The sequence below is a fragment of the Hymenobacter sp. DG25B genome, assembly GCF_000801315.1.
Lineage (GTDB): Bacteria > Bacteroidota > Bacteroidia > Cytophagales > Hymenobacteraceae > Hymenobacter.
This window is the reverse complement of sequence record NZ_CP010054.1, coordinates 647460-660993: the sequence shown is the minus strand read 5'-3', so window position 1 is coordinate 660993 and position 13534 is coordinate 647460. Positions and strand designations below refer to the sequence as shown.

The following is a 13534-nucleotide window of genomic DNA, read 5'->3' as shown; positions in this document are numbered from 1 at the left end:
ATACTTTCTCCTCTTTGTTTAAGCTGCTTTCTCCTTCCGCATTACTGGCTTTGGGTGCCCTGGTGGTTCCCCTGGCCATTTATTTGTGGAACCGGCGGCCCGGCCGCACCGTGCAGGTGGGTAGTTTGCGGTGGCTGGAAGCCGGGGCCAACCGGCGGTTGCGCAAGCTCAGTCCGGAACAGCTGCTGTTGTTTCTGCTGCGCGTGGCCGTGCTGGCGTTGCTGGCGCTGGCCGGGCCCGTTTGGCAGCGCCCGGCCCGGCCGCAGCGGGGCCCCGTACTCATCAGCCCGGAGCTACTAACCTCCCGTGGCGTGGAGGCGGTGCGGCCACAGATAGATTCGCTCCGCCGCCAGGGGCATTCGTTGCGGCTGCTGCAGCGCGGCTTTCCCCTGGTGCCCGCTGCCGCCTGGCTGCGGCCGGACTCGGCGTATCCGGCCAGCCGAAAACCACAACCCGTAGACAACCTGTGGGCACGTCTGCAGCAGGCCACCGATTCCTTTCCCCAGGGCCGCCTGTGGGCATTTACTTCCGTGCGGCTCCGGAATTTTCAGGGCGGCCGTCCCGCTCTGCCCCGGCGCCTGGCCTGGACGGCCGTTCCCCTGGATGACTCTGTTACCTGGGTGCAGGCGGCTTTCCGTCCCTCCCCTACTACTCTTACCCTGTTGTTGGGCCGCAGCGCGGAAAACCGCACCACCTTTCGCACCATCACGCGGCCGGTATCTTCCCAGCCCATTGCCGTGCCGGGCCTAGGCAACTGGCAATATCAGGCTTCTGCTGACCGCGCCCTGCTGGTTTCCGCCACCGATACCATTCCCGTCCGGACGGATGCCTGGCACGTGTGGGTACGAGCCGCGCCCTCCTACACCGAAGAAGCCCGGCACATGCGCGCCGCGCTACGGGCTGCGGCCCTGGGCGTGGCCATGCCTCTGCAGCTAACAGTTTCCGCTGATGTGCCCCCGCCAGCCAAGCCGCTGGATTGGGTATTCTGGCTGACGGATGAGCCGCTGCCGGCCCAACTGCAAGCGCGCATGGCTACCGGCCTACATATCTGGCAGGTAGCCGCCGGCCCGGGCAAAGTGGCAACTACTCATTTTGCTCCTTTTCCGGAAGGCCCGGTGGTTAGCATTCAGCGGCGAGGCGAGGCAGCAGCCCCAGACGGCTCATTGGCCTTGTGGGCTGATGCCACCGGCCGGCCGCTGCTTTCTTATACGCCGGCTCAAAAAGGCGGATACTATCAGCTGCACACCCGCTTGCAGGCAGGCTGGAGTGAGCTGGGTGAAACGGCGGAGCTTCCGGCCCTGCTTCTGCCGCTGCTCTCTCCTAACCCAACGCTGCTGCCCGCACACGATTACCGCGCGCTACCAGCTGCCCCTCTACAGCGTTTTGCAGATACGCCACCTTCAGCGCAGCCCGTTATGGCTAAAAGTCCGGTGGCACTTGATTTGCGGGTTTGGTGGATACTGGCAGCGGGAATTGTATGGGCTATTGAGCGTCTGGTAGCATCCCGGCAGGCTCGTTTATCGGCTGTAAAGGCATCTGCCGTATGAGGGTAACGGAAAACCAAATATTGGCAACACCGCATCCACTACTACAGCGGGTAGCCCACCAAAGGGCCCGGCTGCTAACCGTGCAGGTACTCCTTCCTGCGCTGGCAGGGCTGCTGGTATTGGGCGTAGTCTGGCAGCGCGGCACCAACTGGCATACTCCCACTCTGGTTCTGGGCCTCTCGGGGCTCACCTTATTGTTGTGGTATTTGTTCCGGCTTTGGCAGCCTGATTTAGCCCATACTGCCCGCCAGCTCAACCGCCTTTATCCAGAGTTGGAGGACAGCGCTGGTTTGCTGCTGCGTCAGCCTGATGAGTTGAGCTTGCTGGAAAGCCTGCAGCAGCAGCACGTCATCAACCGTCTCGCCGTACTTTCTGCTGACCAGCTGCCATTGCTGCCCGTGGCCTGGCGCCCTACTATACTTCTCACCGCGGGTCTGTTGCTGATGGCTGGAGGGTTGTCGTTGTGGAAATCAACTTCTTCCATTCGTTCTGAGGCGGCGCCGGCCTTGGCCATTCGGTTTCCGGAAAGCCCTGCGGCCGCGGGCCAGCCCACGGCCCCGCGCCTGCTGGATACCCGCATCCTGATTAGTCCACCCGCCTACACCCGGCAAGCTACTTCGGCGGCCTCGCAGCCATCCTTCCGCTGCCCGGAAGGGTCTTTGGTACGCTGGACCGTGCGCGTGAGCCGGGCCGCCAAGCAGCCGCCCCAACTTATTCTGGGCAAGCAAACCCTCCCTTTCCGCCCTGTAGCCGGACAGGCTAATACCTTCACCGCGCAGGCTACGCTTACCTCATCGGTGCTCTATCACCTGCGCTTTGCGGGGCAGAACTCCGATGACTACGCCATCAACGTACAGCCCGACCAGGCCCCTACGGTGCGCATTCAGACGCCAAAGCCGTATACTCTGGTAGAATTTGGCATGAAGCCGCAGGTGCCGGTGCGCGTGCTGCTGCAGGATGATTACGGCCTGACCCGGGCCCGCCTGGTGGCCACCGTAGCCCAGGGCCAGGGCGAGGCGGTGAAGTTTAGGGAAGTAGCCACGGAGCTGAGCGGCGGCCTGCGCGGCCAGCCGGCCCAAGCCACCCTGGCGCACCTGCTCCGTCTGCCCCAGCTGGGCCTCACCTACGGCGACGAAGTGTATTTCTACGTGCAGACCTGGGACAACCACCAGCGCACTGCCCGCTCCGATAGCTACCTGGTGCAGTGGGAAGACACCACCGTAGACGACTCCGGCACCGATATGGCCCTGGGCGTAAACATGGTGCCCGCCTATTTCCGGAGCCAGCGGCAAATCATCATTGATACCGAAAAGCTGCTGTCCGAAAAACGCGGCCTACCCCAAGCTACCCTGCTGGAGCGCTCCAACACCATCGGCTACGACCAGAAAGTACTACGGCTGCGCTACGGCCAGTTTATGGGCGAGGAATTCTCGGAAAGCATTGGTGATGCTCCCGTGCAGGCAGACTCTGCCGGGTCGGCGGAAAAGCATGAAGGGGCGGAGGAGCACGGGCACCACGATGAGCACGCGGCCCCGGCTACCTCGGACGCCGCCGGCGACGCAGCCCGCCTGATGGAGCCCTACGTGCACGCTCACGATGATGCGGAAACGGCTGATTTTCTGGAGCCCGCCGTGAAAGCCAAGCTCAGTATTGTGCTCAGTCAGATGTGGGAAGCCGAGCTGCGGTTGCGCACGGGTCAGCCCGCCGCCGCACTTCCCTTCGAATACAAAGCCCTGCGCCTTCTCAAGCAAGTGCAGCAGCAAACCCGCGCCTACGTAAAAAAATCAGGCTTTGAGCCCCCGGTTTTTCCCGAAGCCACCCTGCGCCTGACGGGGGAACTGGGCAATGCTTCGGGCGTGGCCATACAGCGGAACGTGCCCGCCCCGACCTCGCCTCAGAAACCCGCCCAGGCGGCCCTGGCTATTGTGCAGCGCCTGCAGCAGGGGGCTGCTCCTGCCGCTACCGATGCGCTGGTGCTGGAGCAGGCTGGGCAGGCGCTAGCCCAGAAAGCGCTGAATCAGCCCGGCACTTATCTGGGGGCCTTACGGGAGCTACGCACCCTTACGGGCCGGCTACGGGCCAAACAGCCGCCCTGCCGCAGCTGCCTGCCGGTGATAGAGCGCGCCCTGCTGCGCCTGCTGCCCGCTGCCCGCCCGGCCCCCGTGCGGCAGCCCGGCCCCGGCCGGCTTTCCCAACGTTATTTCCAGGAGCTTCGCTAGCCGTATGACTTTCTCTCTCCCTACGCTGGTACTCCTTGCCTTTTGTGTGCTCCTGGCCCTGGGCCTGACGGTGGCCGCCATACGCCGTGCTAACCGGCACTGGCTGGCGGGGCGTATCGTAGCTGGCTGGCTGGCCTGCGCCGGCCTCTGGGCTATGGCGCAGCCGCCCACGCATACCGTTCGGCAGGCGGCCGGCACGGCCATCCTGCTCACCCCCGGCTACCAACCCGATTCGCTCCGGCAGCTGCTTCAAACGCTGGGGCCCGCCACGCCGGTCTATCAATACGGGACGGCCTCCGGCGATACGCCCGCAGTGCGGCAGGTAGCAGCCCTGCTGGAACGGCAACCGCCCTTGCACCGCCTGCATATTCTGGGAAATGGCCTGCCCCCCGCCGAAGCGGACGCGCTGCCGGCCAGCCGGCTGGTTATTCATGCGCCGGCTGTGCTTCCCGGCATCCAGACGGCTAACTGGCCCCATCAGCTGACTGCGGGCCAGCCTTTTTGGGTGGAAGGAAGTCTGGCTAAATCGGCGGCTTCCTCTTGGGTAGTTCTGCGGGTGGCGGGCACCGCCCAGGATTCCGTGCGTTTAAACCCGGGCACCACGGCCTTCCGCCTACAGATGACACCCCGCACTACCGGGCCGGTCGTATTTGAGCTGGTGCTGCGGCAAAATAAGACCATATTAGCCGTGGAGCCCCTGCCGGTGGAAGTGCTGCCCGCGCAGCCACTGCGGGTGCTACTGCTCAGTAGTGCCCCTTCGTTTGAATTCAAGTTCCTGAAAAACCATTTGGCGGCGCGGCAGCACGCGGTGGGTCTGCGGGTAGGCGTGAGCCGCAACATTGTGCAGACGGAGCTGGTGAATCAGACGGCCCACGCGCTGGCTTCGCTCACCAACCCGCTGCTTGCGCGCTACGACGTGGTAGTGGCAGATGCCGGTATTCTATCCACGCTTTCGGCGGCGGAAATAAGCACTTTGCGGGCGGCGGTGCAGCAACAGGGCTTGGGATTGATAGTGCTGGCAGAAGGCCGTCAGCTGCCTAATGCAACGCCCGGGCGGGCGGGCTTCACGGTGCGGCCCACGGCGGCTACGCAGCCCCGCGCGTTGCGCTGGCCGGCCATGCCGGCGGGGAAGCCCACAGCAGCCGTTGCCGCTACGCTACAGCTTCCGGTCAGCTCGTATCTTCTGGTTTCAGATCAGCAGCAACGGGCGGTGGCGGCGCGCCACCGGGTGGGTATGGGACAGGTGGTAGTATCTACCGTGCCGGAAACCTTCAGCTGGCTGCTGCAAAATACTACCGCCGTTTACGATGCGTACTGGAGCCTGCTGCTGACGGCAGCCGCCCGCCCGCAGTCGGCAGCAAATTCCTGGCAATCAGAGCAGTACTGGCCGCGCCCTAACCAGCCGCTTACACTGCAGCTGTCCGCGGCTGGTTTTCCGGCCGCCTCGCCGGAGGTGCGCGGTCCTGATGGGGCTACGGCGCCGCTGGCCCTGCAGCAGGACCCACGCCTGCCGGAATGGAGCACTGCCTCGTACTGGCCCGCTACTGCGGGGTGGCATCAGGTGCAGCTAACCCGACAACTGCCGCACTGGCTGTATGTGTACCCCGATTCCGTTTGGCAGGGCCCACAACGCCTGGCATGGCAGCAAAGGGTGGCCGCTCAACCAACGCTGCAGCCGGGCCACGAGCCCAATGTTTATGCCCGGGAAGTGACCTGGCCCCGCTGGTGGTTCTTTATTCTTTTTGTGGTGGCGGCCGGCTTTATGTGGCTGGAAGAGAAACTATAGTACCCCGCCTGTTTGCCGGCCTTGGCTTCGCCTAAAACTTTATGGAGCCGGCCGGGGTACAGCAGGAATACCTTTGCCAAAAGGATAAAAAAACGGCCCGAACACCCTTGCGGGCATTCGGGCCGGGAGAGTCAGGGGTTAGCCGCTTGCGCAGCCAGCCTCTAACGCTGCAATTACTTGGTCTCTTCAGTCGTGGTGGTCGTAGTCGTCGAAGCGGCAGGAGCCATCGTCGAGTCGGTAGAAACCGTAGTGGTGGTCGACTCCATGGAAGTAGAATCGGTGGTGGCAGGAGCAGTAGCTTCTACGTTGGTGGTTTCGGTAGACTCAGTGGTCTTCGTCTCGCAAGAGGTCAGGCCAGCGGCGAACAGAACGGCAACAGCAGAAACTTTGAGCAGATTCTTCATTTTGGTGTTAGGTTTGAAAATTAAAAGTCTGAAAAACGCCCTTCATACCTACTGGAAAGAAAGGTAACCCACTTTGGAAAAAAGTTTTTTTCATGGGTTACCACCGGGCGCGCAACGTATTAAGAAGCAAAGCGAATGGGCAAGGGTCAACCTTCCTATACCGATGAAGAGTTCGTGGCAGCCATTCGCCGCGGCGACGACCGGGCGCTGGCACACCTCTACCGCCTGCACCTTCCCATGGTCCTTCACTTTGTGCAGCAGAACAGCGGCACCGAGGATGAAGCCAAGGATGTGTATCAGGAAGGCGTGATGGTATTCTATGAGAAGGTACGCGAAGGCTCTTTGGAGCTCAGCTGCCAGATCAAGACTTACCTCTACGCGGTGTGCCGCCGGCTGTGGCTGAAACGACTGGCCGAGAAAAGCCGCTTCGGCGTGCGTCTCGAAGACCACGAGCCCTATCTGGAAACCGGAGCCGAGGCCGATTTGGCCCTGGCCGAGGAGCGCGACCGGCGCCTCAGCACCATGGCCGAGGCTCTGGAGCGCATCGGTGAGCCCTGCCGCTCGCTTTTAGAAGGCTTTTATCTGTTGGATAAGTCGATGCAGCAGCTCACCGCTGAATTTGGCTACACGAATGCCGATAACGCCAAAAATCAAAAATACAAGTGCCTGGTACGGTTAAAGAAGCTGTTTTTCACTCACTATCAAGAGGAAGAACTCTACTGATACCGCCGCCGGAGCTCACCGCGGGCCTCACCCACCCGCTGCATTGCTATGAAGACGGAAGCTGACTATTACGAGCTATTTGAAGCCTACCAATTAGGCGAGCTGGACGCGCCCACCCGCGCCGAGCTGGAAAGCCGCCTGGCGGCCGACCCGGTGTTGGCGCGCCGCTACGCCGATTTTGAGGATCTGACGGGCACCATGCGCACCTATGGCCACCGCCTGGCTACCCGCCGCAAGCTGCAGGCCGTGCAGGCCGAGCTGGATGCCGAGCAGGCCGCCGCCGCTGAGGTGCGGGAAACCGGCATCCCAACCATGCCCAAGGTGTATATCTCGCCGGTAGAGCGCAAGCTGCGCGAGTTCTGGAGTGGGCACCGCGCCACTATTGCCGTAGCGGCCTCCGTGGCCGTGCTGGCGGTGTTTGCTACGCTGCTCGGTATTGAGTGGTGGCGGGCGGCCCAGCGGCCTTCTACCTACGGCTACACAGTACTGCGCCGCGAGATGGACCGCATCAAGCGCAACCAGCGTGCCATTAACCGGGCTATTACCCAGATAGATGGCACCAAGACCCCGGAAGAGCTGAACCCCGGCAAGTTTGGCGGTACGGGCTTTGCCCTCACCGCCGATGGCTACCTGGTAACCAGCTACCACGTAATCCAGGGCGCCGACTCGCTGCTGATTGAGGGCCGCGACCGGCAGCGCTACCGCGCCGAGCCGGTGTTCTCCGATGTGGCCCACGACCTGGCTATTCTGCGCATTAACGACAAGAAATTTAAAACCTTCGGGCGCCTGCCTTACTCCTTCAAGCGCGGCTCTGCTGACCTGGGCGAGCGGGTGTACACGCTGGGCTACCCCCGGGAGGATGTGGTGTTTGGCGAAGGCTCTTTGAGCGCCCGCTCTGGCTTTGAAGGCGACACGGGCTTCTACCAGATTTCTATTCCGGTGAACCCGGGCAACAGCGGCGGCCCGGTGCTGGATGACCGCGGCAACCTGATTGGCATCATCAGCGGCAAGCAGATGGATGTGCAGAGCGCGGCCTTCGCTACCAAGTCGTCTTACCTGATGCGGCTGGTGGACTCCCTTTCGGCAGCCAACTCCGGTCCTACCTACAGCATGCCGCGCACCAACCAGCTGGCCGGCGCTTCGCGGGCGCAGCAGGTACGCAAGCTTCAGGACTACGTGTTTGTAGTGAAAGTATACGAATAGACTCTCCCCCTATTTCCCTTAAAAAGGCCTGTTCCCCATGGACAGGCCTTTTTTTATTCCCGGGCAGCCTTTGCGCAGGGTTTTCCGTACACAGCCTCGCGGCTTTCCGCAACACGCCTAATCCACATATCGATTATCTACCTCTTTTCATTCCTAACACCATGAGCACTGAGCTGGACCAAAACCTGGAGAAAATTCTGCCCGAAGACATTGCCCGCACTTTTGAAAGTGCCTACCATGTATTTACGGGCAACAATGATCATATCGAAGACCTATTGAAGCATGGCGGCGCGCTGCTGCGCAAAGCCAGCCACCGGTTCACTACTACCCAGCTTATCATCGGCATCTCCGTACTGGCGGTGGGGGCGGTTCTGCTTACGCAACGGGTAGCAGAAGCTATTGAAGACGACTCCAACGACCAGCCAAAAAAGAAGGCGCCCCGCCAGATCGGCTAGCACCCTTCTTCCCTTTGCAGGGGATAAGCCCGCCCGCCTGCGCTCCTACTTTCCTAAAGGAAAATCAGGGGTACAGGCGGGCTTTTTTCTGGGTTTAGCCCAGCTGAATGGAAATTTTTATATCATAATAAATATTTTTTTGCATTATACCAGAAATTGTTTTTACTTTGACGCATCAAAAAAATCTGTTTTTATTCATATAAAATCCGCTTTTCTATGAAATCTGTTTTCTACTCGCTGTTGGGAGGTGCGCTGATTGTTGTTTTATCGGCCGGTAATACCCAGGCTGCTACTGTTTCTGTTTCGTCTCTTTCTACTACGAGTGTAGCTGCCGGGAACAGCAACTGGGTTTCTAAATCAGAAAAGAAGAAACGCCTGCGCTCCAATGCCAGGCGCCTGCGCAAAATGCGCCGCCAGCGCTACTAAGCCCACTATATCCTCCTCCGGGCCGGGGCTGCGTACAAGGGAAATTCCCTCAGGTACGCAGCCCCGGCTTTTTTTATGGCATTTGAGATATTACTACGGGTGGCCCGCAGCATTCATGTTCCCGGTCTGGGACTGCTAGTCCTGCCGGCCCAACCCAGCGCTGTGCTGCGGCAACTACCGCTGCACAGTGCGTTGGAAGTGTTTATCGGAGAGGATGCGCCAGCGGTGACGCAAGTGCCCCTCTCGGCAACGGTAGAGGAAGTACAGTTTGCGCACGAACAGACGGAGCAGGCGCCCGTAGTGGGCTTGCTACTGGAAAGCAGCACCGCCGCGGCACTCATGCCGGGCACTGCGCTGTGGTGGTAGACTACTGGCTGAAGGGTACCTGCCGCTGCAACCACATATAGGCGGTAGCCACATCATCAAAGGTGCCTACCACGGGCCGGACAATTCTGAGTACTGTTTCTTCGGTCACCTGGCGGGCGGCAAAGTCGCGTGGGTATACCCAGGCTACGTATTGCAGGCCGGCCCGCTCCATTTCTTCCAGCCACCATGCTCCCCACAACGTGAGCTGCACCGTGGTGCGCGTGATGTTGGAATTATCGTTCAGAATCTTGTGACAGGGAAACGCCCGCAGGCTGTCCAGCATCAGCATACAGCCCGCCTGGGAAGACTCCTGCGTGTGCTCTCCCCGCCAGTCGACATACAGCCACTGGTTCTGGGCATCGTGCCCAATCGAAATGCCTGGCGTATCGAGAATCGGAGTTAACTGCATAGGAGTGCCCCAAGGAAAGCAGCGCGCGGGTGGCCAGGATAAAGCTACGCCGGGCCAGACTAATCTGGTTTTGGCCCCGCAAAAAATATGGAAAGAAGTGATGAATCAAGCGGCTATTTCCGCGGGCAGCGCCGGCATATAATGCAGGCTCCGCACCTGAACCATAACAGTATGTTGGTCTTGGGTCGTAGAAGCAGCCCACCCTACTCTCTGCCTATGTTCTCTGCTTTGCACCAGCTGCCCGCCCACGTGGCCAACTCCCGCACCCGCATTCATGTGGTAGTAGAAACTCCCAAAGGCAGCCGCAATAAAGTAGCCTTTGAGCCCGAGTTGGGGGCTTTTAAGCTGAAGGGCGTGCTGCCGGAAGGCCACAGCTTCCCCTATGACTTTGGTTTTGTGCCCTCCACGAAAGCCGCTGATGGCGACCCCCTGGATGTGTTGCTGTTGCTGGATGCTCCTACATTTCCGGGCTGTGTAGTAGAGGCGCGCCTAATTGGCGCCCTGGAAATAGAGCAACAGGAGGCCGATGGCACCACCCAGCGCAACGACCGGCTGCTGGCCGTGGCCGCCACCTCCCGCCTGCACAAAGGCATTCACGAAATCAGTGACTTGCCCGAGGAGATGCTGCATGAAATAGAGCATTTCTTCCACTCTTATAACGAAGCCAAGGGCGGCGAAATAAAGGTACTGCACCGCGTGGGCGCAAAAAAGGCCCACGCCTTGTTGGCGCAGGCCCGGCAATAATTTGCTTTAGACAGCCCGGAATGCCTCACTCTAGGCTTTAGAACCGGGCAACTCAATGAAGAAGGTTGTTCCCTGATCTTCGGCGCTTTCCAGCCAGATATTGCCGTGGTGCAGCTCCACAATAGTCTTGATGATGGACATGCCCAGCCCGGTGGTTTTCTCGCCCCGCAGCCCAGGCCGGCGGGCCCGCGTGAAGCGCTCAAACAGGCCGGGCTGCAGCTCCGCCGGAATGCCAATACCTGTATCCGCCACCGTAATCAGCACATGGGCGGGCTCCTGAATAATGGTTACGCTTAGGTAGCCACCATCTGGCGTAAACTTCAGCGCATTGCCCAGCAGGTTGTTCATCACCTGCATAAACTTGTTTTCGTCAACATCGGCGTAGATGCTGGGGTGCGACGTTTCAAAATAGAAATGATGTCCCGCGGCATGTTCCCGGTGCTGATAGTTCTCCAGCAGAATGCCTAGGCGCTCTACCAAATCCAGGCGCTCCAGGTGCACATCTACGTTGCTGGAATCCAGAAACTCCTGGTCTACAAAGTCCCGGATTAGGGTGACGCCTTCCTGGCAGGCGGTACGCATCTCGCTAATCATAGCATTGAGGCGGGCATCGTGGAGTGATTCCACTTTCTCGGCAATATAATCGGCCATTTGCTGGGCCAGTACCAAGGGGCTGGCCAGATCATGCGAGAGTATTTCGAGCATGGAATTTTTCTTACTCTGGTAGCGGCGGGCTACTTCCAGCACATTGCGTGAGCGGGTGGTGTCGCGCACGTGGCCACTTATCAGGAGGCCATCGGCCGCCGCACTGCCGTCGGGCACATAGCCAATGGCCGACATGCACAGCCAGCGCAAGGTGCCATCGGGGTTCACCAGCCGCAGGTTCATATCCTCCACCAGGTGGCCGGTAGCGGCAAAACCCATGCATTCTGCCAGGTAGGGTCGGTCGTCGGGGTGGAGTACGGCCAGCCAGTTGGGTAGCTCCTCGTTTACTTTATCGATGTGGCCGCCCAGTTCCCGCTCGTAGGCTGCACTCACATATAACACCTGCTTATCAGAAGGCCGGTAACAGAAATAAACCACGGAATCGTGCGCGGCCAGGGAAGCAAATAGGTCGGAAGGAAGGGGCATGGGCGAAAAGAGGTGTTGCCCCGCTATACCGCCTCTTTCTGGGTTTCGTTGCGGGCGGTTAGCCAAGGGCTTGGCTGCCAGGTTCGGCAACGGCCTAAACCCACCGCTACAGGGCAGACCCAAGGTAAAATAGTGGCCTCCTTTGCTGAAGCCCGAAAACACAAAACCGGCCCCACACACCTGCTAGAGAGGGCATGGGGCCGGTTTTTAGCGTTATTCTATCTTACGTGAGTTTCTTATAGCGCACACGCTTGGGCTCTACATCGCCCAGGCGTTTCTTCTTGGCTTCCTCGTAGTCAGAGAAGTTGCCTTCAAACCATACCACCTGCGAGTCGCCTTCGAAAGCAAGAATATGCGTAGCTAGGCGGTCGAGGAACCACCGGTCGTGGCTGATAATAACGGCACAGCCGGCGAAGTTTTCCAGCGCGTCTTCCAAGGCCCGGATGGCATTCACGTCCAGGTCGTTGGTGGGTTCGTCGAGCAGCAGCAGGTTGGCGCCTTGCTTAAGGGTAGTGGCCAGGTGCACGCGGTTCCGCTCGCCACCAGAGAGCATGCCCACTTTCTTTTCCTGGTCGCCGCCGCGGAAGTTGAAGTTGCTCACGTAGGCGCGGGCATTCACGGGGCGGCCGGCCAGCAGCATGGTTTCGGTGCCGCCGGAAATGGTTTCGAACACCGTTTTGTTGGGGTCCAGGGTATCGTGCTGCTGGTCTACGTAGGCGGTTTGCACCGTGGGGCCTACCACAAAGGTGCCGGAATCGGGCTCTATCTGGTGCGTGATGAGGCGGAACAGGGTGGTTTTACCCGCGCCGTTGGGCCCAATGATGCCCACAATACCGCCCTGGGGCAGGTTGAACGAGAGGTTTTCGAACAGGAGCTTGTCGCCGAAGGCTTTGGTGATGTTGTGGGCCTCAATCACCTGCGAACCCAGGCGTGGTCCGTCCGGGATGAAGAGCTCCAGCTTCTGCTCTTTCTCACGGGAGTCTTCGTTCACCATTTTATCGTAGCCAGCCAGGCGGGCCTTGCTTTTGGCCTGGCGGGCCTTGGGGGCCATGCGCACCCACTCCAGCTCGCGCTGCAGCGTTTTCTGGCGCTTGCTCTCGGTTTTCTCTTCCTGGGCTAAGCGGTTAGACTTCTGCTCCAGCCAGGAAGAGTAGTTGCCTTTCCACGGAATACCTTCGCCGCGGTCCAGCTCCAGAATCCAGCCGGCCACGTTATCCAGGAAGTAGCGGTCGTGGGTGACGGCTATAACGGTGCCTTTGTATTGCTGCAGGTGCTGCTCCAGCCACAGCACCGACTCGGCGTCCAGGTGGTTGGTGGGTTCGTCCAGCAGCAGCACATCGGGTTCTTGCAGCAGCAGGCGGCACAGGGCCACGCGGCGCTTCTCGCCCCCGGAAAGGTTGCCGATGATGGCCTCGGGCTCCGGGGTGCGCAGGGCATCCATAGCACGCTCCAGCCGGCTGTCCAGGTTCCAGGCGTCCAGGTGATCCAGGCGCTCCTGCACGGCGCCCTGGCGCTCCAGCAGCTTGTCAAAGTCCGCGTCTTCGGCCCCAAAGGCTTCGTTGATTTCGTCGAACTCCTTCAGCAGAGCCACCGTTTCGGCAGCGCCTTCCTGCACTACTTCCAGTACGGTTTTGCTGGCATCGAGCTGGGGCTCCTGCTCCAGATAGCCCACCGAATAGCCCGGCGACCAGACTACTTCGCCCTGAATCTGCTTATCGACGCCGGCAATAATTTTGAGCAGCGAGGACTTACCCGAGCCGTTCAGACCGAGTACGCCGATTTTGGCTCCGTAGAAAAACGAGAGGTAAATATTTTTAAGAACCTGTTTCTGCGGCGGGTAGATTTTACTCACGCCGGCCATGGAAAATATGATGGTCTGGTCGCTCATGCAGAGAAAGAATTAAAAAATCGTGGCATTATGTAGGTGCTCAGTTACCGCCTCCGGGCGGCGCAAGCCCTGGCGAAGGTACACCCGCCGCCCCAGCTTAGCTACCGTAGTTGAGCAGCTGAGAATAACCGAGTTGGTCAGGTAACCGTAGCCGGAAGAAGTGGCCAGCGGCAGCAGATGCGGCCAAACGGGCTTTCTTACTGCCAAAGGTAGGCAGCGCAAGGCGGCTTTCC

At 60.2% G+C, this 13534-nt stretch carries 14 protein-coding genes; 9 read left to right on the top strand and 5 right to left on the bottom strand.

All coding sequences use genetic code 11. The features are described 5' to 3' along the window. Positions 1-14 precede the first annotated feature (14 nt). The 3 genes from PK28_RS02890 (at position 15) to PK28_RS02880 (ending at position 5552) form a co-directional block, all read left to right on the top strand. Positions 15-1547 carry a BatA domain-containing protein gene (locus PK28_RS02890; RefSeq protein WP_071885040.1) on the top strand — a complete coding sequence of 511 codons (1533 nt, stop codon included), beginning with the start codon at positions 15-17 and terminating at the stop codon, positions 1545-1547. Between the two features lie 80 nt (positions 1548-1627). Then, positions 1628-3766 carry a DUF4175 family protein gene (locus PK28_RS02885; RefSeq protein WP_044511203.1) on the top strand — a complete coding sequence of 713 codons (2139 nt, stop codon included), beginning with the start codon at positions 1628-1630 and terminating at the stop codon, positions 3764-3766. Positions 3767-3770: 4 nt separating this feature from the next. Beyond that, a complete protein-coding gene (locus tag PK28_RS02880; RefSeq protein ID WP_044511200.1) occupies positions 3771-5552 on the top strand; it encodes a hypothetical protein in 1782 nt (593 codons plus the stop codon). Between the two features lie 173 nt (positions 5553-5725). Here PK28_RS02880 and PK28_RS20290 read toward each other — a convergent pair whose 3' ends face one another. Further along, entirely contained in the window at positions 5726-5956 is a 231-nt protein-coding gene (locus PK28_RS20290; RefSeq protein ID WP_156126216.1) for a hypothetical protein, read from the bottom strand. Between the two features lie 135 nt (positions 5957-6091). Here PK28_RS20290 and PK28_RS02870 point away from each other — a divergent pair, with 135 nt between their 5' ends. The 5 genes from PK28_RS02870 to PK28_RS02850 all read left to right on the top strand — a co-directional run bounded on the left by PK28_RS02870 (position 6092) and on the right by PK28_RS02850 (position 9129). Next, positions 6092-6679 carry an RNA polymerase sigma factor gene (locus tag PK28_RS02870; RefSeq protein ID WP_044511196.1) on the top strand — a complete coding sequence of 196 codons (588 nt, stop codon included), beginning with the start codon at positions 6092-6094 and terminating at the stop codon, positions 6677-6679. Positions 6680-6727: 48 nt separating this feature from the next. Continuing rightward, entirely contained in the window at positions 6728-7882 is a 1155-nt protein-coding gene (locus PK28_RS02865; protein ID WP_044511193.1) for a trypsin-like peptidase domain-containing protein, read from the top strand. Positions 7883-8043: 161 nt separating this feature from the next. Continuing rightward, entirely contained in the window at positions 8044-8337 is a 294-nt protein-coding gene (locus PK28_RS02860; RefSeq protein ID WP_044511191.1) for a hypothetical protein, read from the top strand. Positions 8338-8553: 216 nt separating this feature from the next. Continuing rightward, entirely contained in the window at positions 8554-8763 is a 210-nt protein-coding gene (locus PK28_RS02855) for a hypothetical protein (protein ID WP_044511189.1), read from the top strand. A 75-nt stretch (positions 8764-8838) separates the two neighbouring features. Further along, complete coding sequence (locus PK28_RS02850) at positions 8839-9129, top strand: hypothetical protein (protein WP_044511186.1); 291 nt, start codon at positions 8839-8841, stop codon at positions 9127-9129. Between the two features lies 1 nt (position 9130). On the opposite strand, the gene PK28_RS02845 is transcribed toward PK28_RS02850, so the two are convergent. Then, on the bottom strand, positions 9131-9538 hold the full coding sequence (locus PK28_RS02845) for a hypothetical protein (protein WP_048825487.1): 408 nt from the start codon (positions 9536-9538) through the stop codon (positions 9131-9133). 216 nt (positions 9539-9754) lie between these two features. On the opposite strand from PK28_RS02845, the gene PK28_RS02840 reads away from it, so the two are divergent. Further along, on the top strand, positions 9755-10282 hold the full coding sequence (locus tag PK28_RS02840) for an inorganic diphosphatase (protein WP_044511184.1): 528 nt from the start codon (positions 9755-9757) through the stop codon (positions 10280-10282). Between the two features lie 30 nt (positions 10283-10312). Here PK28_RS02840 and PK28_RS02835 read toward each other — a convergent pair whose 3' ends face one another. The 3 genes from PK28_RS02835 to PK28_RS02825 all read right to left on the bottom strand — a co-directional run bounded on the left by PK28_RS02835 (position 10313) and on the right by PK28_RS02825 (position 13508). Then, on the bottom strand, positions 10313-11413 hold the full coding sequence (locus tag PK28_RS02835; RefSeq protein WP_048825485.1) for a PAS domain-containing sensor histidine kinase: 1101 nt from the start codon (positions 11411-11413) through the stop codon (positions 10313-10315). 223 nt (positions 11414-11636) lie between these two features. Next, positions 11637-13301, bottom strand: a complete 1665-nt coding sequence (gene ettA, locus PK28_RS02830) for an energy-dependent translational throttle protein EttA (RefSeq protein ID WP_044511182.1) — start codon at positions 13299-13301, stop codon at positions 11637-11639. Positions 13302-13313: 12 nt separating this feature from the next. After that, positions 13314-13508: a hypothetical protein gene (locus tag PK28_RS02825; RefSeq protein WP_044511180.1), complete on the bottom strand. Its 195-nt coding sequence runs from the start codon at positions 13506-13508 to the stop codon at positions 13314-13316. Positions 13509-13534 lie beyond the last annotated feature (26 nt).

Coding starts and splice junctions, on each gene's coding strand:
- PK28_RS02880 (WP_044511200.1), top strand. CDS start 3,771: ATGACTTTCTCTCTCCCTACGCTGGTACTCCTTGCCTTTTGTGTGCTC.
- PK28_RS20290 (WP_156126216.1), bottom strand. CDS start 5,956: ATGAAGAATCTGCTCAAAGTTTCTGCTGTTGCCGTTCTGTTCGCCGCT.
- PK28_RS02870 (WP_044511196.1), top strand. CDS start 6,092: ATGGGCAAGGGTCAACCTTCCTATACCGATGAAGAGTTCGTGGCAGCC.
- PK28_RS02865 (WP_044511193.1), top strand. CDS start 6,728: ATGAAGACGGAAGCTGACTATTACGAGCTATTTGAAGCCTACCAATTA.
- PK28_RS02860 (WP_044511191.1), top strand. CDS start 8,044: ATGAGCACTGAGCTGGACCAAAACCTGGAGAAAATTCTGCCCGAAGAC.
- PK28_RS02855 (WP_044511189.1), top strand. CDS start 8,554: ATGAAATCTGTTTTCTACTCGCTGTTGGGAGGTGCGCTGATTGTTGTT.
- PK28_RS02850 (WP_044511186.1), top strand. CDS start 8,839: ATGGCATTTGAGATATTACTACGGGTGGCCCGCAGCATTCATGTTCCC.
- PK28_RS02845 (WP_048825487.1), bottom strand. CDS start 9,538: ATGCAGTTAACTCCGATTCTCGATACGCCAGGCATTTCGATTGGGCAC.
- PK28_RS02840 (WP_044511184.1), top strand. CDS start 9,755: ATGTTCTCTGCTTTGCACCAGCTGCCCGCCCACGTGGCCAACTCCCGC.
- PK28_RS02835 (WP_048825485.1), bottom strand. CDS start 11,413: ATGCCCCTTCCTTCCGACCTATTTGCTTCCCTGGCCGCGCACGATTCC.
- ettA (WP_044511182.1), bottom strand. CDS start 13,301: ATGAGCGACCAGACCATCATATTTTCCATGGCCGGCGTGAGTAAAATC.